Consider the following 21,360-nt stretch of genomic DNA (forward strand, 5'->3'; position numbering starts at 1 on the left):
TCACCAGAACGTGTCCGGCGCCTCCGTTCCCGCAAGCTCCGCAATCCGCCGGCGTGTCGCGCCGGTCGTGTCCTCGGGCAGTTCGTCGAGCGCAAAGAATCCGGCCGCAGCTATCTCCAGGTCGGGGACCTTCGGCTGTTGCTGGCGGACGTTGTCGCAACGAAAGAAGATGACGTGATCGCGCTTGCTGGTGCCCCGGTTATAGTAGACCTGCACCAGCGACGGCGGTGACGTGAGTTCCAAATTGCCTTCTTCCCTAAGTTCGCGGGCGAGCCCCTGCACCGCCGTCTCATGGCGGTCGAGCCCGCCGCCCGGCAGATGCCAGCCCGGAAGATAGGAATGCCTGACGAGGAAGATCCGCCCTTCTTCGTCGAAGCAGGCGGCGCGCACGCCAAGCGTCATGCCGCGCGAGATCGCAAAATAGGCATGTGCGAACCGCGTCAGCAGGCGAATTCGCCAGTTACGCATTTCCGCCGGTCGCTGCTGCTTCAACCACGTCTCCTCGTAGCGGCGGCTTTTCACCCGAAATCGTTACAATCTAGTGATTCCACTCTGATGGAATATGCGCTAGACGGGGGCGATGTTCAAACTTGCGCATATTTCGGACGTTCATCTCGGACCTCTGCCAGATCTGTCCCTGAGGGAACTTGCCTCGAAGCGGATAACCGGTTTCGTCAACTGGCACAGGAACAGAGCGCGCCATCTTTTCGCCGGCACATTGGATAGCCTGATGGCGGATATCCAAAGGCGCAAGCCGGACCATCTGGCGATCACCGGCGACCTCGTGAATCTCGCCTCTTCCCTGGAGATCGCGGCCGTGACCGCGTGGCTTGCGGAGGCGGGCGACGCCAAGGATATCTCGGTAGTGCCGGGCAACCACGACGCCTATGTTCCGGGTGCCTACGAAAAGACGACACGCGCCTGGTACCCCTATATGCGCAGCGACGAGGGTCCGCTCGGCTGGATCCGAGACCATCATTGTTTTCCCTATGTGCGCGTGCGCGGCCCGGTGGCAATCATCGGCTGCTCGACCGCAGTGGCCACGCCGCCCTTCGCCGCGAGCGGCTACTTCGGCCAGCGACAGGCGCGTGCGACCGTCGACCTGCTGCAGGCCGCGGGCGAGGCTGGTCTCTTCCGGGTCGTGCTGATCCATCATCCGCCCATCCGTGGCGCGACCTCGATGCACAAGCGCATGATCGGCATTCGCCGTTTTGCTGCGACCATCTCGTCCGGGGGCGCCGAACTGGTGCTGCATGGCCACACTCACCTCAACACGGTTTATTACCTCAAGGGACAGACCGCGCCGGTCCCGGTCGTCGGCATTGCCTCGGCGTCGCAGGGGCCGGGGGGCAGCAAGCCGGCCGCCGCGTACAATCTCTTCTCGATAGCGGGCGAGCCCGGCAACTGGCAACTCAGCCGCGAGCGCTACACGCTCAATGCCGACGCGACCGGCGTCGAACTCGCCGAAACCACTCTTTTCTAGGGTTCGTCTGCCCGCAACGTCGACAGCCTTGCAGGAAAATTCCGCGCTCGCCGAATATTTTGCCACGCCCGTGCGTCATAATGCGGTTCGGGTTCGGCAGCCGGCGCGACGCGTCGTTCGGGTTGCCGGCGGTGCGTTGCGATGTTCGAGGGAGACAGGCACGATGTTCAGGAAGACGACCTTCTTTGTCCTTGCTGCATTCATGGCTTCGATCGCGGGGCAGTCGGCCATGGCCGTCGGCGACACCAGCGAACCGCCGCGCAAGACCAAGACAAGCACCCAATGCAAGAACGGCAAGATCTGGGATACGCGCAAGGGCCAGTGCGTCAACGCGAAGAAAAGCGGTCTCGGCGACGACGTCCTGTTCGAAGCCGCGCGCGAGCTTGCCTATGCCGGCCAGTACGACAATGCGATCAAGGTGCTCGAAGCCGTAAGCGACCAACGCAGTGCCCGCGTGCTCAACTATCTCGGCTACGCCAACCGCAAGGCCGGGCGCATGGAACTCGGCATGCAATATTACAAACGCGCGCTTCAGGCCGACGAGAACTACATCCTCGCCCGGTCCTATCTCGGCCAGGCCTTGGTCGAGCAAGGCCGGATCGAGGAGGCCAAGGTGCAGCTCGTCGAAATTCGTGATCGTGGCGGCGAAAACACCTGGGCGTACAGGGCTCTGCTTCAGTCCCTCGGCGGCCTCCGTCATCATTACTGAGAGGCGGTCGGAGACGACCGGCACTGCACGTCGAGCAGCACAGCCTTCTCCGCCACCGGCTCCGGGGCGCGAGGCAACGGGAAACTGACGCCGGAACGCAAAAACCTGTTTCCGTTCCGGCTCTTCCCTTGCAGACTTCGGATCAAATGTTTCATATCATTGGGTAGTGCATTTCGCACCGCGAATAGATGCCCGATCCGGTACGTCTCATTGGAAGAGCAATGCGCCCAGCGGCAGAGACGAAAGACTTCAGACGGGATTTGGTCAGCCTGCTGCCCAAATTGCGCCGCTTTGCGCTGACGCTGACGCGCAACGCCAATGATGCCGATGACCTCGTTCAGGAGGCTTGCGAGCGGGCCATCGCACGCAGCCACCTGTGGAACGGGGAAGGCCGGCTGGAGAGCTGGGTCTATGCCATGACACGCAATCTCTGGGTCGATGAAGTCCGCAAGCGCAAGGTCCGCGCCGGCGGCGGAGCCGTCGACATTTTTGACCAGAATGAGCTGCGCGTGGAGGCTGTTGCCGAAAAAGCGGTCTATGCCAATCAGTTGCAGAGGATGATCCTGTCCATGCCGGAAGGCCTTGCCAGCGTTTTCCTGCTCATCAACGTCGAAGGTCACAGCTACCGCGAGACCGCAGATATCCTCGGGGTTCCGATCGGTACCGTGATGAGCAGGCTGTCCACCGCCCGCCTGCGGCTCGCCGCCATGCTGTCTGAGAATACCGAAAGGAGGGCCTGACCATTGCAGCAGACGACAGGTCAAGCGCTTGAAGTTCGGTTGTCCGCCTATATCGACGGCGAGCTCGGCGACGCCGAGAGAGCCGAGCTCGATGCTTTGCTGGCCCGTGACGACGACGCCAAGGTCATGCTCGAGAAGTTGAAGGCCGGCAGCGCGTTTGGCAACAAGGCCTTCGAGGACTTTCTCCATGACCCGGTGCCGCTGGCGCTGGTGCGCCAGATCAAGCAGGGACCCGGCATCAATCCGCGATCCGAGCGCGTCGCGACGGCGAACCTGCCGGCGCGGACGGTTCGCGTCTGGCCGCGGGCGCTCGCTGCAGCCATGGCGCTATTGCTTGTCGGCGGTGCCGCGGGCTTCCTCGCCGGCAGCGCGCATTACGTCGCGGAGCCCGAAAGCGCCGCCTCTGCGCGCCCGTGGATCGATGAGATCGCCGACTATCACCGCATCTACTCCCGGCAGAAGGACCACCTCGTCGAGGCGCCTGCGTCGGATGGGCCTAAGATCGAGACCTGGCTCGCCTCCAGCGTCGGCGTCGGCTTCAAGACCCCGGATCTCGCAAGCAAGGGCCTGACCTTCGAGGGTGCAAGACTGTTGGTGGTTGACGGCAAGCCCGTCGGTCAGCTCGTCTACCGCGATCGCGAAGGCGACATCTATGCGATCTGCTTCCTCAAGGGTGGTGACAAGCCACAAGCGGATCAGTTCCGCGAAGATATCCGCGACAACCTCGGGCTGGTCTCCTGGCAGAAAGACGATGCATCCCTGGTGCTGGTCGGCCCGTCCGCGGATGCCGCGCTCCGCGAACTCGCCGAAGCCGTAGCGGCGAGCATCTGATCGAACCGGAACGATCTGCGCGCCAGGGTGCATCGCAGGGTCAGGGGAACCCCTGCCCGGCAACATAAGAAAAAGCCGCGCGGCTCGAAGAACCGGCGCGGCTTTTCTGCATAGCTTGATGTTGGCGGTCCTTATACCGCCTTCATCTCCAGCACCCGGTTGGCCGCCGAGACAATCGCTTCCAGCGAGGCAGCGACGATGTTGGTATTGATGCCAACGCCGAACAGCGTGCCGCCTGGATGCTCGACCTCGACATAGGCAATGGCCGCGGCATTCGAACCATGCTGCAGCGAGTGCTCCGAATAGTCGGCCACCGAAAGCTCGATGCCGAGATAGATCGACAACGCGTTGATGAAGCCGTCGATCGGGCCGGTGCCCTTGCCTTCGATCCGCTTGGTCTCGCCCTTGTCGGTGATTTCCGCGGCAACGACGCGCAGGCCCTTGTGCTCGCCGACCGGATAGGTGTGGTGGTCGACGAATTTCAGCCGCGCGCTGGGCTGCTCGACGTATCGCTCGAGGAAACGGGCATGGATGCGCTTCGACGGAAGCTCCTTGCCCTCTTCGTCGGTGATGCGCTGGATGTCCTCGCGGAACTCGACCTGCAGGTTGCGCGGCAGGTTGATGCCGTAGTCTTCCTGCAGGATATAGGCGATGCCACCTTTGCCGGACTGGGAATTGATCCGGATGATCGCCTCGTAGCTGCGGCCAACGTCGCGCGGATCGATCGGCAGGTATGGCACCTCCCAGAGCGGCTTGTTGGCCTGCTTGATCGCCTTCATGCCCTTGTTGATCGCGTCCTGGTGCGATCCGGAGAAAGCCGTGTAGACGAGTTCGCCGACGTAAGGGTGGCGCTCGGGAATGACCATCTGGTTCGAATATTCGTAGACTTCCTTGATCCGCTCGATGTCCGAGCAGTCGAGCCCCGGGTCCACCCCTTGCGTGAACATGTTCAAGGCCAGCGTCACCACATCGACGTTACCGGTGCGCTCGCCGTTGCCGAAGAGCGTTCCCTCGACGCGGTCGGCGCCTGCCATCAAGCCCAGCTCGGTGGCGGCAATACCGGTGCCGCGGTCGTTGTGCGGATGCAGCGAGATGATCAGGTTCTCGCGGTTGTCGAGGTTGCGGCACATCCACTCGATCTGGTCGGCATAGATGTTCGGCGTCGCCATCTCGACGGTCGAGGGCAGATTGATGATCAGCTTGTTGTCCGCCGTCGGCCTGACGATTTCGGTGACGGCGTTGCAGATCTCCAGCGCCACTTCGAGCTCGGTGCCGGTGAAGCTTTCCGGCGAATATTCGAAGCGGTAACCGCCGCCGGCCTTCGCCGCCATGTCGGTGATCATCTTGGCGGCATCGGTCGCGATCTGCTTGATGCCGACGACGTCCTTGCCGAACACCACGCGGCGCTGCAACTCGCTGGTCGAGTTGTAGAAATGAACGATCGGCTTATGGGCGCCGCGGAGCGCCTCGAACGTGCGGGCGATCAGTTCCGGCCGGCATTGCACCAGCACCTGCAGCGAGACGTCGTCAGGGACGTTGCCCTCCTCCACGCACCAGCGGGCGAAGTCGAAGTCCGTCTGCGAGGCGGAGGGGAAGCCTATCTCGATTTCCTTGAAGCCCATGTCGACCAGCAGGTGGAACATCCGCGCCTTGCGGTCGTGCCCCATCGGGTCGACGAGCGCCTGGTTGCCGTCGCGCAGATCCACCGAGCACCAGATCGGAGCTTGCGTGATGGTCTTGGATGGCCAGGTACGGTCCTGCAGCGCGATCTGCGGGTAAGGTTGATATTTCACCGCCGCGTCGGGCATACCGGACTTAATGGAATGCGATTTCAGAATCATTGCAGCTTCTCTTCGTCACTGGAGCGTGGCTTGCCGCATGCAATAGCCGATCATCGAAGTCATTGCGATGCCTAATGCCGCGTGGGCCGCGCCTTTTGTTTCAGCTCTCTTGGGATTCGAGGAGCATCTGCCGGCTAGGCTTTTCGGCCGCCGGGCGCTCCTCAGCGAACCCGGCAACCGCGAATAAGGCCGAGAAGAAGAAGCGATGCAAGCGCACGGGACGGCGCACGATTGTCATCGTGTCCGGGGAAGATCGCTGCGATCTTATGTGCGTTCGCGCTGGTCATGCGAAAGCCTATACACGGCCTGCCGAAACAGGGCAAGGGCGACGGCGTCAATATCGCGCCGAAGCGGTTGCACCCGCAGCGAGAGCAAAGCAAGGAAAAAGGCACCGGCGCGTGGCCGATGCCTTTCCATGTGATTTGCGGCTATCGTCAGACGTCGGCGATCGACGTGATGATCCGCGAAACGAGGCCGTAGGACTTCGCCTCCTCGGCGGAAAGCCAGTAGTCGCGGTCAGTATCCTTGGCGATCTTCTCGACCGGCTGGCCGGTTGCTTCGGAGAAGATCTTGTTCAGGCGCTCGTTCATCTTGAGGATTTCCCGTGCCTGGATCTCGATATCGGAGGCCATGCCGCGTGTGCCGCCCGACGGTTGGTGCAGCAGGAAGCGCGTGTTCGGCAGGCAAAGGCGCCGTTCCTTCGGCGCGCCGACATAGATCAGGGCGCCGGCGGAGGCGACCCAGCCGGTGCCGATCGTCCATACCTTCGGCTTCACGAATTTGATCATGTCGTGAATGCTGTCGCCGGACTCGACGTGGCCACCGGGAGAATTGACGAAAATGCGGATATCGTCATCGCTGGCGGAAGCGAGCGCCACGAGTTGCGAGCAAACCTTCTGCGCCAGGTCCTGGGTGATCGTCCCGTAGATGAAAATCGAACGCGACTTGAAAAGGTTCGCCTCCGTTTCCTTGCCGAGCGGCAATTCGGTCTTCTTTTCTTCCTGTTCGTCGTCGTTCCGCATTCTTCGGACTCCTCATGAAATGTCTACAAAGTGAGATAATGCGACTCGACCGCGAAGACAATGCAGCAAACCGAACCGTGAACCAGGGCGACCGGCCGGCTTGCTTCCATCGTGCCGCGTCATCGACAGTTAGGAACCTCGTCAGCCTTCACCCGCGTCCCCGATAGGTCGGCACACCCTGATCCGGCAGCCAGACACCCTCCGGCAGCTTGCCCGTCTGCCAGAAGACGTCGATCGGAATGCCGCCACGCGGATACCAATAGGCGCCGATCCTCAGCCACTTCGGCGAAAGCAGCGACACCAGCCTCTTGGCGATATCAATGGTGCAATCCTCGTGAAAAGCCCCATGGTTGCGGAAGGAATGCAGGAAGAGCTTGAGCGACTTCGACTCCACCAGCCAGCCATCCGGCACATAGTCGATGACGATATGTGCGAAATCCGGCTGCCCCGTCATCGGACAAAGCGAGGTGAACTCCGGTGCCGTGAAGCGGACGACGAAGTCCGTGCCCGCATGGCCGCTCGGCACCCTTTCCAGCACCGCCTCATCCGGGCTCTGCGGCAGGTCGACCTTTGCGCCAAGTTGTGAAAGTCCCGATACGTCCGTTTTCGTCATTTCCTTACTGCTCCACGAAGATCACGAGGATTTGGGTCTGTACAACCCAAATCCTGGCCGTGATCGATTCTAAATAGTAAGAGCGGGATGCGGGCGGAAAACCGCATACACTTTTCCTCATCCCGCTCTGGTTTTCACGCGCACGCCGTGCGCCTTCTCGCCTTCCGGCTCGACATGAATGGCTATTCTCGCGCCCGGATGAACGACGCGGATCGCGTCCTCGATACGGTCGCAAATGTCATGGGCGTCGCCGACCGGCATCGCTTCGGGCACGACCATGTGGAAATCCACGAAGATCGCCGGGCCGGCCTGCCGGGTCTTCAGATCGTGAACCCCGAGAGAGCCGCCGGCATTTGCCGCGATCGCCTGCTTGATCGCCTCCTCCTCGTCTGCCGGCACGGCCCTGTCCATCAGTCCGTCGACTGAACGCGAGATGACCTTCCAGCCCTGCAGCAGGATGTTGCCGGCGACGATCACCGCCAGCAGCGGATCGAGGATGGCGTATCCGGTGGCAATGGCAAGAAGAAGGCCAACGAGCACGCCTGCCGAGGTTATCACGTCGGAGAGAAGGTGGTGTCCGTCGGCGCTCAGCGCCGGCGAGCGATGGCGGGTACCCGCGCGGATCAGGACATAAGCCCAGATCGCGTTGATGCCGCTGGCGGCGAAGTTGATCGCAAGACCGAGCGCCGGTGCGCTTAGCAGCTCCGGCGCCATCATTTCCGGCACCGCTTCCCATATGATCAGAAGCGCCGCCACGACAATCAACACGCCTTCGATGACGGCGGAAAAATACTCCGCCTTGTGGTGCCCGAACGGGTGTGTCGCGTCCGCCGGTTTCGCGGCATAGCCGATCATTGCATAGGCGATCACCGCGGCAATAACGTTCACGATGGATTCGAGCCCGTCGGAAAGCAGCGCAACCGAACCGGTCACCCACCAGGCGAGCATCTTCAGCCCCATGACCCCGACGGAAAGCGGCATACCCCAAAAGGCCAGCCTCAGGATCGTTCTGTTATCGAAAGCAGTCATCTTCATTCCTCGTGCAGATGCAAACGAGTTGCAAATGCAAGCCCATTCAAACGCAAAACCGCCCGCGCGAATTTTCGCGCAGGCGGGTTCCAAACACCATATGGGTGATTATGCACGGCTTGTCAAAGGGCCGTGAGTGCCGGCTTGTGCCAGCCCAATTCGAGCGTCGTCAGGCGGCCTTGGTTTTCGCCCGTTTGGCAAGATGCGCGACCACATTCTCGATCATCCGCATGCCGGCGTCGCCGCCGAGCGTCATGATCGACTCCGGATGGAACTGCACCGCCGCCACCGGCTCTTTCATATGTTCGATGCCCATGATCGTGCCGTCTTCGCTCTCCGCTGTGATCATGAACTCGGGTGGCAGGCTGGAAGGATCGGCAAAGATCGAATGGTAGCGTCCGACGGTCACATCCTTGCCGAGCCCGGAGAAGACGATGCCGGGTTCCAGCACGCGGATGCGCGATGGCTTGCCGTGCATCGGGATCGCCAGTTGCCGGAGGTTGCCGCCATAGGCCTCTGCGAGCGCCTGAAGGCCGAGGCAGACCCCGAAGATCGGCAGTTCGCGCGCCCTCGCCTTCTTGATCGTCGCCTTGCAGTCGAAATCCTTCGGGCTGCCGGGCCCGGGCGAAAGCACGACGAGGTCCGGTTTGACGCGGTCGAAAATCTCCTCGGCAACCGGCGTACGCACGGTGGTGACGGTCGCGCCCGTTTGCCGGAAGTAGTTCGCCAGCGTGTGGACGAAGCTGTCCTCGTGGTCGACGAGCAGAATGTTGACGCCCGCGCCGACCGACGCAACGTCGCGCCCGGCCTTGGCGCTGTTGGCGGATTTGGCGTCGCGGATGGCTGCAATCATGGCGGATGCCTTCAGTTCGGTTTCGGCTTCTTCTTCTTCCGGATTGGAATCATAGAGCAGCGTGGCGCCCGCTCTCACCTCGGCGATCCCGTCCTTGATGCGGATGGTGCGCAAGGTCAGGCCGGTGTTCATGTCGCCATTGAAGCCGACCATGCCGATTGCGCCACCATACCATGCGCGCGGGCTCTTCTCGTGGCTCTCGATGAAGCGCATCGCCCAGAGCTTCGGCGCCCCGGTGACGGTCACCGCCCAGGCGTGGCTCAGAAAGCCATCGAAAGCGTCCATGTCATCGCGAAGCCGCCCCTCGATGTGGTCGACCGTGTGGATCAGCCGCGAATACATCTCGATCTGGCGACGCCCGATGACCTTCACCGAACCGGGCACGCAGACGCGGCTCTTGTCGTTGCGGTCGACGTCCGAGCACATGGTGAGCTCGGATTCATCCTTTTTCGAATTCAACAGCTTCAGGATCTGCTCGCTGTCGGCGATCGGGTCGTCGCCCCGCTTGATCGTGCCGGAGATCGGGCAGGTCTCGATGCGGCGGCCCGAAACCCGGACGAACATCTCTGGCGAGGCGCCAACGAGATATTCCTGGTTTCCGAGGTTGATGAAGAAGGAATAGGGCGACGGGTTGATCGCCTTCAGCCGGTTGGAAATCTCCGAAGGGCGGCTCTCGCAGCGCTCGTAAAATTTCTGTCCCGGCACGACCTCGAAGAGGTCGCCGCGACGGAAGCTTTCCTTGGCCTTGACCACGAGTTCGGCATATTCGCCCGGGCGATGATCGCCATGGGGCGGAATGCTGTCGACGGTGCGGAACGGCTCCGGCGTGATTTCCGCCGCCTTGCCCTCGGTCGAAAGGCCGCCCTTGGCAAAATCATAGCAGTCGACCCAGGCCTTCGCCGCATAGTGGTCGACGACGAGGATCTCGTCCGGGAGGAAGAGAACCATGTCGCGCTGGTCGTCCGGCCGCTGCAATTTCAGGTCGATCGCGTCGAACTGGAAGGCAAGGTCGTAGCCGAAGGCGCCATAGAAGCCGAGATTGGAATCTTCGGCCGAATGGAAAAGGTTCGTAACAGCGCGCAGCACCGTGAAGACCGTCGGCATCTTCGAGCGCTCTTCCTCGGTAAACACCCGGTCCGGCTGGTTGATGGTGAGATCGAGCCTACGCGTCGTCAACGCGCCAATGGTAATGTCTGCAACGGATTTCAGATGCTCGCCGATGAGCGCCAGCAATACCTCGCCGCGCCCGTTATAGGCTTCGATCCAGAGCGAACGACCGAAGGAAGAGATGGCGAGCGGCGGGTCGACGACAGCGGTGTCCCAGCGTGTGTAACGGCCGGGATATTCATAGTTCGAGGAAAAGACCGCGCCGCGCCGCTCATCGAGCTTGTCGACACAGGACGAGATCGCGTCCGTGTAGGACGCATCGCGCCGCCTGCGCGTGACGACAATGCCGCCTTCAGTGGTGTAGGTCTCCGCGCCGTCTTCCAGAATTACCGTTGCCATTCGCCTCGCTCCGTAAAGGCCCGGTCTTTCCACGCGGCCTGAATATGAAAAAGCCGCCTCGAAATCTCCGGGCGGCTTCATGTCTCAATCACGCATGACTGGTCAAGGCCGCCTCAGCGAGCCCACCACCAGATCGAAATGTTGCGTGCGTCTATCATGGGCGAAAGTGTTAGCGCGGCTTGCGAATGCACGCAAGCGGGAAAACGGGGTCGACGGCAGAGCTGAAATGGGCGGCTACCGCGAGCCGCCCGTTCGATCGATCGGATGCGTTGGGCCGCTTCAGAAGCGTTGCGTCAGCGAGATCTTGAAGGTTCTACCCGGCTCCGAATAGAAATCAGCCGGCTGCGTGAACGTGTTCTGGGTGTTGACGGCATCCCAATACGTCTTGTCGAAGACGTTGTAGACGCCGGCGTTCACCCGCAGACCCGGCAACTCAACCGGTTCCCACCAGCCGGTGAGATCGACGATGCCATAGCCCGGTGCCTTGAAGCTGTTGGTCGACTTGTCCGAAACGGCCATTGCAGCCGTCAGGATGACGTCGGTTCCCCAGCTTTCCGTGGCATAGCCTACACCGAGGACTCCCTTCAGCGGAGCCACGGAACCGAGCACCTCATCCGTATCGAGGTCCCGGCCATAGGCATAGGCGAGCGCGGTTCGGACGTGGACGCCGTTGCTGAAGACCTTGTGGCCCGACACCTCAACGCCGTGAATGGAGACGTTGGCGCGGTTTATCGCCTCGGTAATGCCGAGCGGGTAGCTCCCGGTCGGATCAAAACTCCAGCGCTCGTCGATGAAGTTCCTGTACCTGTTGTAGAAGGCGCTTACGCGACCGCCGAATTCCTCGTCGCCGAGATTGGCCCCGACCTCAAAACCATGGCTCGTTTCCGGCCTCAGGTCGGGATTGCCGATCTGCAGGTAGCTGCCCGGCGCACCGTAGTTCAGATAGAGCTCCTCGGCTGTCGGCGGCCGGAAAGCCATCGCCCACTGTGCGAAAAGCTCGACCTGTTCGGCTGCCTGATAGGTCGCAAGCAGCTTTGGCGACAGCGTCTGGTCGCTCTGTCCGGGTGGCAACCCGTCATAGTTGGGATTGCGCATGTAGGCGGCCGTATTCTGAGGTGAATAGTCGTACCAGTCGAAGCGGAGCCCCGGCGTCAGCGCGAAAGGACCATCACCGATCGAGATGCGATCCTGCAGGTAGATACCGACCTTCTTGCTGTCGACGTCGGGGCTATCCGACTGATTGGTATGCAGGAAGTTGCAGGAGGGGCTGGGCGCCGTGTCGCAGCTGTCCTCGCCTGAGGAATACTGGTGGAGCTTGCCGATGGCAAAATCGCCGCCGAGCGTGACCTGATGCTGCAGGAGGCCGGTATCGAAGAACTTGTCGACGTAGCCGCTGGCGCCGAAGCTCTCGTCCTCCGCTTCGTTGAGCCGCGAATACCCGCCGATCACCGAGGTGCTGCGGAAGGCGTCGACACCATTTTCGCGGAGCAGGCGCTGCCAGTAGATGGTGGCCGAAGCGCTGTCGAACCAGGCGTTATCGTCGGTCGCCTCGAATTCGTAGTCGAGCGACAGGCGCTCGCGCCGGGTATTGTCGAGCTTGTCGTAATTGCCCGGCCGATAATTGCCGAAGAGGCTTTGGCCGGACATGAAATCGATGTCCTTGTCGCGATCAAAGCGTTCCGCCGTCAGACCGAAAGTGTGGCCACTGTCAGTGTATTGCCGGACCTTGAACAGGAGGTTGTTCTGGTCGTAGTCGGCGGGATCCGCCTCGGTGCGCGTCGTCGAATAGCCGCCAACGTCGCCATTGCTCTGCCGTTCGTGTCCCCTCTTGTAGCCGCCCTGGAACAGGACGGCCGTGTTGTCGTAGCGCGCGGCGACGGCGGCGGACCCGCCGACGCTCTCGTCGTCCCCATCGTAGGCGAACTTGAAGATCCCGCCCCAGGTCCTGCCTTCTCCGATCAGGTCTTCCGGCTCCAGCGTGCGCAGGACGACGGCCCCGCCGAGCACACCGCCGCCGGCGCGGCTCGAATCGGCGCCGCGCACGATATCGATCGTCGAGAGCGCGGCAAAATCGAAGCTGTCGATGCCGCCGTCTGCATCGCGCGCGCCGTCGTCAAGGAAGGGGATCGGGATGCCGTCGATCGTCGTCAGCACGCGCGGCCCTTCGAGACCGCGAATATTGACGCTGCCGTTCGTGCGGTTGAAGTTCACACCGGGTTCAAGGCTTCTGCCCAGATCTTCGAAGCTCGATATCTGGTTGTTGTCGAGTTCCTGTTCGGTGACCCGCTCGGCAAGCGGCGTATCGGCCACCCCCTCCTTCTCGCCGTTCGTGGCGATCAGTTTCTTCAGTGCCGTTACGCGCCCCTGCTTTTCGGCGGCAGTCGCCGCCTCGGTCGCTTGGGCGTGCGAAAACGTTGTTCCGGCCAGAGTGATGAATGCCGTGCATGCGAGAAGAGCCAGGCGATGATGCCGGTTGAGCATAGACCAGTCCTTTGAGATGTTGGCCGGGCTTGCTGTTGAGCGGCAAACTCAAGGGGCTGGCTGGGCGAAGGTTTGGATGTGTGCGACGTGTCAGCGCGTCGCCTCATTTACGCCACATAAAAAACTTGAGTGAAATTGTCAATATAAATCCAGGGGTGCCGGCGAGCTTCCGATCCACGCTCGTTGCAGGTGACGTCCTCAGTTTCAGCACATTTTGAAACAGGATCTGCTCTCATGCGTTTTGGCTTCGGCCGCAACGGATGGAAAGGACCTGCATGCGCCACTCCGCCGGAATGATCCTGTTGTCCGTCTTGATTCTTTCGGGCGCAAGCCTTCCCAGAAAGGGCCCGGTGCCCGTCCCGAAACCCGCCGTCCCTGGCGAGCAGGCAACGCCAACCCCGGAGCCGAAGCCCGGGGTGCCGCCCAAGGGCGCCGAGATCAATGGCAAGACAGCTGCTCAGCCGGGCGCAGAAAAGAAAGAGGAAGCCCCCGGGGACACGACCAAGGACGACAGCGTCGAGGAAATATTCCTGCCGGTGAAAGAGGAGTCTGCCGAAGAGCACGCAACCTGCCTTGCCGACCTCAAGGCGCTCGGCGGCACATTCACTGACAGCAAGCGCATCGACGATGGCAAAGGCTGCGGTATCGACAAACCGATTCGCGTGACTGCCATCTTGCCGGGCGTCGCCTTGAAGCCGGAGGGAACGATGCGCTGCGCGACGGCACTAGCGCTTGCCCGCTGGACCAAGGAATCGGCGACCCCCGCGGCCGCCACTGCCTTCGGACCGGATACCCGGATCACGGCGCTGAACCAGGCCTCGACCTACGTCTGCCGCCTGCGTAACAACGCAACGACCGGCAAGATATCGGAGCATGCCCACGGTAACGCTGTGGACATTGCCTCGTTCACGCTCGGAGACGGCAGGACGATCGCCATTCAACCGCGTGACGAGGATGGCACGCTGACCGGCGCGTTTCAGCGCGCAGTTACGGCTACGGGCTGCCTCTACTTCACGACTGTGCTCGACCCGGGCAGCGACGCCGCCCATGAGACGCACCTGCATCTCGACGTCATCGAACGCAAGAACGGCTATCGTTACTGTCGATAGGCGGTTGTCAGGTCCTGCCGGAGCCGGTTGGCGCCTTTTCGAGCCAAGCACGACGAACTCGCCAGAAAAGACCGGCGACCTCTTCGTGCGCCGACAGCTCGACCGTTATCATAAGACGCGCACCGCCGCACCGCTCCACCTCGTGGCGCATAAGATAGCGGCGACACGATTGAAATCGCCGCGGGCGAGCACGATCTATGGCGCATCATTTTTCGCCCGCCACCGACCTGACCGAGGAACAATCCATGCCGCCAACCATGTACAAGCTTTCCGTACCCGCCTTCATCCGCGGCTTTTCCGCCCTCGGTGGCCTGTTCGACAAGGCCGAAGCCTTCGCTTCTGAGAAGGGCATGCCGCTCGCTGAACTCTTTGACGCACGGTTGGCCCCGGACATGCTGCCGCTGGCGGGCCAGATCCAGCGGGCGAGCGACACGAGCAAAAACGCCATCGCGCGGCTGACGAAAATCGAGGCGCCGCGCTTCCCGGACGAGGAACAAAGCTTCGCGGAATTGCGCGAACGGATCGCCAAGACGGTCGCATTCCTCGAAACGGTCCAACCGGCAGATCTCGAAGGCAGCGAAAACCGCGACGTGACGCTCAGCTTCCCCAACCTCAAGGTGGCCTTTACCGGCGAGGACTACCTCTTGCAGTTCGTGTTGCCGAACTTCTACTTCCACGTAACCACCGCCTACGACATCCTCCGCCACAAGGGCGTGCCGATCGGCAAGGCCGACTACATCGGCGGCCTCGGCTGAAAGGCAACGGACGTCGACTGTCGATGCCTCCTGCCCGACAGGGCCGAGGGGCTACCACCCGCGCAGTTCGGGAGGATGCCGGCCGTAACACACCCAATCGGTCCGGTCTCGCTCCCGCTGTGTTCGAAAGGCCTCAGAACAGCCCCTCGATCAGCCCCTCCTCATTGAGCCGTATTTTCTCAGAGGACGGCGCTTTCGGCAGGCCCGGCATCGTCATGATCTCTCCGGTGATGACGACGATGAAGCCGGCGCCGGCCGCAAGCCGCACCTCGCGGATCGGCACGGTGTGGCCACTCGGCGCGCCGCGCAGGTTCGGGTCGGTCGAGAAGGAATATTGAGTCTTCGCCATGCAGATCGGCAGGTGGCCGTAACCCTGGTCCTCCCAGGTCCGGAGCTGTTCGCGCACCAGCTTGTCGGCAATGACCTCGCTCGCGTGATAGATGTCCTTGGCAATCGTCTCGATCTTCTGGAAGAGCGGCATGTCGTCCGGGTAAAGCGGCGAGAACTGCGAGTGCCCCGCATTGGCGAGGTCCACGACCTTGTGGGCCAGTTCCTCGATCCCTGCCGAACCCTCGGCCCAGTGCTTGCAGAGAACGGCTTCGGAACCAAGCGTCCTCACATAGTCCTTGATCGCCTGGATCTCTGCCTCGGTGTCGGAGGTGAAGTGGTTGATCGCAACGAGCACGGGAACGCCGAATTTCTTGACGTTCTGGACGTGCCGCCCGAGATTGGCGCAGCCCTTCTTGAGCGCCTCGACATTCTCCCGACCCAGATCCTCCTTCTTCACGCCGCCATTCATCTTGACCGCCCGCACGGTCGCGACGACGACCGCGGCGTCCGGCTTCAGGCCGGCCTTGCGGCACTTGATGTCAAAGAACTTTTCGGCGCCGAGATCGGCACCGAATCCGGCCTCGGTAACGACATAGTCGGCGAGCTTCAGGGCGGTTGCCGTGGCGACAACCGAATTGCAGCCATGGGCGATATTGGCAAAGGGGCCGCCATGGACAAAGGCCGGGTTGTTCTCGAGCGTCTGCACCAGGTTCGGCTGCATCGCGTCCCTGAGCAGTACCGCCATCGCCCCGTCCGCCTTGATGTCGCGGGCATAGACCGGGCTCTTGTCGCGCCGGTAGCCGATGATGATGTTGCCGAGCCGCTTCTCGAGATCCTTGATGTCCATCGCAAGGCAAAGGATCGCCATGACTTCCGAGGCGACGGTGATGTCGAAGCCGGTCTCGCGCGGGTAGCCGTTGGCGACGCCGCCAAGCGAACCGACGATCTGGCGCAGCGCCCGGTCGTTCATGTCCATCACCCGGCGCCAGGCGATGCGCCGAATGTCGATCGCCTGCTCGTTGCCCCAATAGATGTGATTGTCTATCAGCGCAGCGAGCAGGTTGTGTGCCGCCGTGATGGCATGAAAATCGCCGGTGAAGTGAAGGTTGATATCCTCCATCGGCACGACCTGGGCGTAACCGCCGCCGGCCGCTCCGCCCTTGCTGCCGAAGCACGGGCCGAGCGATGCCTCCCGGATGCAGACGACCGTCTTCTTGCCGATGCGGTTGAGGCCGTCGCCAAGCCCAACGGTGGTCGTCGTCTTGCCTTCGCCGGCTGGCGTGGGGTTGATCGCTGTCACCAGGATAAGCCGGCCGTTTCCGTTTCCCTGCTGTGCGGCGACGAATTCAGCGCTGACCTTGGCCTTGTCGTGGCCGTAGGGGAGCAGGTGCTCCGGCGGAATGCCGAGTTTTTCGCCGATCTCCTGGATCGGCTTCTTCCTCGCGGCGCGCGCGATCTCGATATCGGATTTGACCTCCGGCATGGCTGCTCCCCCTCTTGTGGCGCACCAATCCGCCTCCTCCGCGAAAATGGGCGCGTTCTGTTTCTTGCGCTTACGCTTGCACGCCGCGCATCAGCGGGCAAGGATATCGCGCATTTCCACGAGATTTGACCGCACTCGAAGGATGTAGAAACCCATCGTCGCCAGATGGGTCGGCATGATCCAGCCATCCTCGCGGCCGTTCGAGATGATCAGCGGCTGGATGTTCAAGGCGGCGCGCAGCTGCCGGATCGTCTCGGTCCAGATCGGTGTCAGGCCGCGCTGGGCAACGACATTCTCGAAGTCGGCACCGGCGGCGGAAAGAATGCCGTAGTAGCCATAGAGCTGGCCGAAGGCGAACCAGAAGCGGTCGTCGGCGCGCGTATCGAACCAGCCGCCATTGTGGAATTCGGATCGTTCGCGGATGATCGCCGATGTGTTGCCGAGGTCGTTGGCGATGCGGTCGAGGAACTCGACCATGTTGTCGGACCGACCGTCGAAGATCGCCTCGCACTTTCCGAGCGAACCATTGAACTTCCTGAAATCGCGCATCGCCGCCCGATAAAAGCTTGGCGTCGGCGTCTTGGGCCCGAACGGGTTGATGCCGAAATACCAGGTCTCCTCGTCGAACTGGATGTTGCCGCGCGCGCTTTGCAGGTCGTTGTTGATGCCCGACGTGCCGCGGACGCGCCCGAGCGAATCCACGAGTTCCACCGAAGTGCGGCGTATCGCCTGGTTGATTCCCCGCTGGAACGACGCCTTGTTGTCGAGCCAGGGCGTATCGTCCCAGTCCATCCCGAAGAGGCCGAGCTTGTAGAGCAGCATGGAGGATATCCAGGCATTCTGGTTGACGTTGTAGTCGATGAGATCGGCTGCGACGTCGACGATCGCCGAGGTCTGACAAACCGTTCCCGCCGGCAGTTGCGCCACGGCGAGCGCCTCGGTCGTGCTGGCCTCGCCCGATGGACCGACTGCGGCAGCCTGGCCGCCGGTAGTCCCTGGATTTTGCCGCCCCGGCGCCGTTGCGCCGGGACCGCTTACCGGCGACCCTGCCGGCACCTTGCGCTCGGCGAGCTTGTAGCGGTCGACATAGTCCGGGTCGAAATTGGTCCAGGCCTGCGTCTGCCAGACGAAGTAGCCATAGAACAGGACGAGGCCAAGGAGGATGAGGCCGATCGGGCCCTTGATGATCCAGCTTCTTGCCCGATACCAGTTACCGAGTGCGACGAAGGGCCAGAGAAGCCAGGCCACCGCCAAGCCGATGCCACGGCCGATCGCCGTGAAAATACGCTGAAAAAACGCAACGATCGGATCGAACATGTCTATTCCTCTTTGAGACCGTAGAGCTTGTGGCGGAAAGCGGCCTTGTCCTTGAGATACGTGCTGGTCAATGTCGCGACAACATATTCCCGGAACTTTTCGCTGAAGTGCTCGTAAGCTCCGTAGAATCCCTGCTTGTCGAAAACGAAGCGGGAGACGAAATCGCGGGGGACGAGCTCGGAGATCAGGCGGTTCACCAGCCATTGATCGGGATGCATCGGTGCGGCGCGCACGAGCAGGAAGCGATGTTCCGGCGGGACCTCCGCCATGGTGATCGTGCCCGTTGCCGCTATCGTCCGGGCCATTTCCTGAAGGAAGGGGTAGGTTCCATCGCGCGACACAAGCGCCGCGTTACGGTGGATCCAGGTCTGCAGCCAGATCCGATCGGCGTTCATGAGATCGGCTGTCGGATCGGCATCGCTGATCAGCCCGCGAATGATCATGTCCGCCCGGTGCTGGAACAGCCCGGATTCCTGCACCCAGGAAGCCTGCGGCAATTGCAGCCGGTTGGTCCGGGCGAGGAACTCGTAAATACGGGCATGGTCGTTGATGGCAATGTAGCTCACCTGCCATGGCCGCGATCGCCTGAAACCGGGCACCGAGGGATCGCAAATAACCGTCGTCGTCTTCTGGTCGAGGAAGACATAGATGCCGCCAAAGTGATTGGCCCAGAAGGCATCATGACGGAAAACGAGTTCGTTTGGCACCAGCGCGTTCTGCCGGATGTCGCCGGTCACTTTTGCCAGCTCCACCATCCGGTTCAGCATGGCATCATCGGCCCAGGCGGTCGGTACCTTCTTCAACCGGTCGACCAGTTCCCTGAGCTCGGTTGCCTTGCCGAGCATGTCTTCCGCCGAAAGAACCCGGAAACGAACCTCGTTGATCGACAGGAGGTCGTCGATGTCCTCGACCACCGAAACAGAATCCTCGATCTCGCCGTAGAGCGCGTCCTTGATCGTCACCGCGTTGATCGCGCGGCTGTTGGCGTTGAAGAATTCATGCATCAGCGCGGCTGTGTTGGAAAAACTCGTGTGGACGACGGGGAGATCCGCCTGAGCCGGCGTCAGGATGATAAAACGTCGATTGACGCGGTTCGGGTCAAGATAATCGAGATCCCCGAGTTCGTCGGCGATCTCGGGTGAGAAGCCGGTCATGTCGATGCTGAAGTGATCGAGCGCCGTCCGTTGCAGGCCCAAGCCCTCCAGCGCCTTGTTGTAGCGCGCGACGAGATGCGGCTCGGATATGTCGAGCAGCCGACCGTAGACCAGCTCCGCTTCAAGAAGGCGCTTCATGCGGGAATGCTCCCCGCCGCGGCAATTGAGCGCTCCCGATTCTCTTCGCTCATCCCTGCCATCTGCCCTCGCGTTTCATGGTCTCGATCTCGCGGATTGCCCTTTCGCGCTGGCGCTCGCGGCGGATGATGTCGCCAACGGCGGCATCGTCCGACTTGTCGGTGTAGCGAAACTCGCTGTCGGCGTAGCGGTTGATTTCCTGCAGCACGATCTCGATCGTGATCGGGCCGCGCAGGTCTTCGATCATCGCCTTCTTCTCGTCGTAGGACTTGTGCATGAATGCGCCGGCATCCTTGAACCAGTCATCGGGCAGTTCGACGTCCATCGCCCGCATCTTGATCGCATCGGTGATGTTCCTGATCGCCCGACCGGTAAAGCGTGGCTCGGCCTCCTTGATCATGTGCAGATAGGCGCCGACGTCGGCGAGCGTGGCGATCTTTCCCTTCTCTTTCTCGTAGCGCTCCCAAACGGCGGCAAGCCCCTCCTCCTGCGGCCGTGAATGGGCCTCGTAGGACTGCGACACCGCCCGCTTGATCTCCTGGCCGGCATAGAGATCGTGCTGACCAAGCGGGATCTTGTGGTTCTTGCCGACGAGCAGCGCGAAAATATCGATATAATCGCCTTCCGTCTGCGGCCCATCGACGAGCCAGCGCGCGCCAGCCCGCTGGCGCAACGCGTCATCGACATTCTCCGGGTAGTTCGAGAACATGCCGAAGGTGCAGTTGCCGCGCACCACGGTCGACGCACCGGCGAAACTCTCCATCAGCACCGCCGTCACCTCATGCTGGCCGGCCGAGGCACGGTCATCGGAGCGCTTGGCCGTCACCTGATCGACATCGTCGATCGTGCCGAAGCCGATCGCCCGAGGATTGATGACGTTGTTGACGAACTCCTTGCAGTTCTGACCGGATTTTCCCTGGTAGGAGGAAATCTGGTCGACGCCGAAGTTCTCGTAGTGGAAAGCGTAGCCGGCGACGCCGCAATAGTCGTGGAGCATTCCGGCCAGCATCTGGATGAGAATGGTCTTGCCGGTGCCCGGCATGCCGTCGCCGATGAAGGTGAAGAGGAAGCCGCCAAGTTCGACGAACGGATTCATCTGCCGGTCGAAGTCATAGGCCATCAGCATCTTCGCGAGCTTCAGCGCCTGGTATTTCGCAATGTGGTTGCCGATGATTTCTTCGGGCTTCTTGAAGGTCATCACCAGCGGTTTGCGCTTCTGTCCCGGCGCAATGTCGAAACCGTTCAGGGTGAAGTCGTCCTGGTCGAGCCGGATGTGGACGTTTTCGAAGCTCTGAAGGCCGGTGAACCGCGCCTTGCGGGCGATCAGTCCTTCGATCGCGACCCGTGAAAAGGCGCGCGTGCGGGCGGTCAGGGCAAGATCGTCGGGCGCGCCGGCAATGCTGCGATCGAGCGCCGCGATCATGCTTTTCAGCGCATCCTGGGGCGTATCGAAGAGAAAGTCGGGCTCTGCCGCATCGTCGACCGGCTCCCCTTCCCCCTGCAGGGTCGCGCCCAGATAGGCCGCCAGCGTGAAGGCGGCAACATAGGCGGCCGCCGAAAGCAGTGCCTTGAATTGGCCCGCCTCCTCGCCGCCGAGCGGCGCCGCGGCGTTGCGCGCCTGCAATTGCTCGAGATTCGTCTGGCGCGCGAAAACGTCGGCGACGGCAAGCGCCACTTGAATGCCGCGGCGCGCGCGGTAAAGGACGGCATGCTGGGCCGGCGACAGGAGCGGATCGGCGCCACGCACCGATTGGATCGTGCGCTGAAGTTCAACCTCGCGGCTGCGGCGCTGGCCGCCACTCGAAACGGTCGAGACGAAACGACGGCCTGTGCCGGCGAGCGGCGTTCCCCCTGATATGTCATCCCGTTCGAGGATGATCAGCTTGGTGACAAGGCTCTGGGCTGTCGCCTGATGCTTGGCGATGTCGTCCTCGTGCAACGTCGTCAAGCCGGTATTCAGCGTCAT

The 21,360-nt window shown here is 62.0% G+C and carries 18 protein-coding genes; 6 read left to right on the forward strand and 12 right to left on the reverse strand.

What is annotated here, in order from left to right; genetic code table 11:
- A complete protein-coding gene (locus tag FKV68_RS15025) occupies positions 1-468 on the reverse strand; it encodes an NUDIX domain-containing protein (protein WP_180941518.1) in 468 nt (155 codons plus the stop codon).
- 112 nt (positions 469-580) lie between these two features.
- On the opposite strand from FKV68_RS15025, the gene FKV68_RS15030 reads away from it, so the two are divergent.
- From FKV68_RS15030 to FKV68_RS15045, 4 genes are all read left to right on the forward strand, one after another.
- Positions 581-1,483, forward strand: coding sequence for a metallophosphoesterase family protein (locus FKV68_RS15030; protein WP_180938599.1), 903 nt, complete (start codon positions 581-583; stop codon positions 1,481-1,483).
- Positions 1,484-1,646: 163 nt separating this feature from the next.
- The gene (locus FKV68_RS15035) at positions 1,647-2,192 is read left to right on the forward strand and encodes a tetratricopeptide repeat protein (protein ID WP_180938600.1); all 546 of its coding nucleotides are present in this window, start codon (positions 1,647-1,649) and stop codon (positions 2,190-2,192) included.
- A gap of 221 nt (positions 2,193-2,413) precedes the next feature.
- On the forward strand, positions 2,414-2,932 hold the full coding sequence (locus tag FKV68_RS15040; protein WP_180938601.1) for an RNA polymerase sigma factor: 519 nt from the start codon (positions 2,414-2,416) through the stop codon (positions 2,930-2,932).
- A gap of 3 nt (positions 2,933-2,935) precedes the next feature.
- Positions 2,936-3,763, forward strand: a complete 828-nt coding sequence (locus tag FKV68_RS15045; protein ID WP_180938602.1) for an anti-sigma factor family protein — start codon at positions 2,936-2,938, stop codon at positions 3,761-3,763.
- 131 nt (positions 3,764-3,894) lie between these two features.
- Here FKV68_RS15045 and leuA read toward each other — a convergent pair whose 3' ends face one another.
- From leuA to FKV68_RS15080, 7 genes are all read right to left on the reverse strand, one after another.
- Positions 3,895-5,604, reverse strand: a complete 1,710-nt coding sequence (gene leuA / locus FKV68_RS15050) for a 2-isopropylmalate synthase (RefSeq protein WP_180938603.1) — start codon at positions 5,602-5,604, stop codon at positions 3,895-3,897.
- A gap of 434 nt (positions 5,605-6,038) precedes the next feature.
- Positions 6,039-6,626 (reverse strand): ATP-dependent Clp protease proteolytic subunit, encoded by a 588-nt coding sequence (locus tag FKV68_RS15055; RefSeq protein ID WP_180938604.1) that lies wholly within the window; start codon positions 6,624-6,626, stop codon positions 6,039-6,041.
- A gap of 148 nt (positions 6,627-6,774) precedes the next feature.
- A complete protein-coding gene (gene queF, locus FKV68_RS15060) occupies positions 6,775-7,239 on the reverse strand; it encodes a preQ(1) synthase (protein ID WP_180938605.1) in 465 nt (154 codons plus the stop codon).
- Positions 7,240-7,356: 117 nt separating this feature from the next.
- Positions 7,357-8,268, reverse strand: a complete 912-nt coding sequence (locus FKV68_RS15065; RefSeq protein WP_180938606.1) for a cation diffusion facilitator family transporter — start codon at positions 8,266-8,268, stop codon at positions 7,357-7,359.
- Between the two features lie 169 nt (positions 8,269-8,437).
- Positions 8,438-10,627 carry an anthranilate synthase gene (locus tag FKV68_RS15070; RefSeq protein ID WP_180938607.1) on the reverse strand — a complete coding sequence of 730 codons (2,190 nt, stop codon included), beginning with the start codon at positions 10,625-10,627 and terminating at the stop codon, positions 8,438-8,440.
- Between the two features lie 113 nt (positions 10,628-10,740).
- The gene (trpLE, locus tag FKV68_RS15075) at positions 10,741-10,785 is read right to left on the reverse strand and encodes a trpE operon leader peptide TrpLE (protein ID WP_180941519.1); all 45 of its coding nucleotides are present in this window, start codon (positions 10,783-10,785) and stop codon (positions 10,741-10,743) included.
- Between the two features lie 121 nt (positions 10,786-10,906).
- Entirely contained in the window at positions 10,907-13,108 is a 2,202-nt protein-coding gene (locus FKV68_RS15080; protein ID WP_180938608.1) for a TonB-dependent hemoglobin/transferrin/lactoferrin family receptor, read from the reverse strand.
- Positions 13,109-13,383: 275 nt separating this feature from the next.
- On the opposite strand from FKV68_RS15080, the gene FKV68_RS15085 reads away from it, so the two are divergent.
- On the forward strand, positions 13,384-14,217 hold the full coding sequence (locus FKV68_RS15085; RefSeq protein ID WP_180938609.1) for an extensin-like domain-containing protein: 834 nt from the start codon (positions 13,384-13,386) through the stop codon (positions 14,215-14,217).
- A 245-nt stretch (positions 14,218-14,462) separates the two neighbouring features.
- On the forward strand, positions 14,463-14,972 hold the full coding sequence (locus tag FKV68_RS15090; RefSeq protein WP_180941520.1) for a DUF1993 domain-containing protein: 510 nt from the start codon (positions 14,463-14,465) through the stop codon (positions 14,970-14,972).
- A gap of 133 nt (positions 14,973-15,105) precedes the next feature.
- On the opposite strand, the gene FKV68_RS15095 is transcribed toward FKV68_RS15090, so the two are convergent.
- From FKV68_RS15095 to FKV68_RS15110, 4 genes are all read right to left on the reverse strand, one after another.
- On the reverse strand, positions 15,106-16,785 hold the full coding sequence (locus tag FKV68_RS15095; protein ID WP_180938610.1) for a formate--tetrahydrofolate ligase: 1,680 nt from the start codon (positions 16,783-16,785) through the stop codon (positions 15,106-15,108).
- Positions 16,786-16,875: 90 nt separating this feature from the next.
- A complete protein-coding gene (locus tag FKV68_RS15100; protein ID WP_180938611.1) occupies positions 16,876-18,102 on the reverse strand; it encodes a DUF2333 family protein in 1,227 nt (408 codons plus the stop codon).
- 2 nt (positions 18,103-18,104) lie between these two features.
- Positions 18,105-19,394 (reverse strand): DUF6638 family protein, encoded by a 1,290-nt coding sequence (locus FKV68_RS15105; RefSeq protein ID WP_180938612.1) that lies wholly within the window; start codon positions 19,392-19,394, stop codon positions 18,105-18,107.
- Between the two features lie 49 nt (positions 19,395-19,443).
- Positions 19,444-21,360 (reverse strand): AAA family ATPase, encoded by a 1,917-nt coding sequence (locus tag FKV68_RS15110; protein ID WP_180938613.1) that lies wholly within the window; start codon positions 21,358-21,360, stop codon positions 19,444-19,446.

It is taken from the genome of Sinorhizobium mexicanum (assembly GCF_013488225.1).
GTDB lineage: Bacteria > Pseudomonadota > Alphaproteobacteria > Rhizobiales > Rhizobiaceae > Sinorhizobium > Sinorhizobium mexicanum.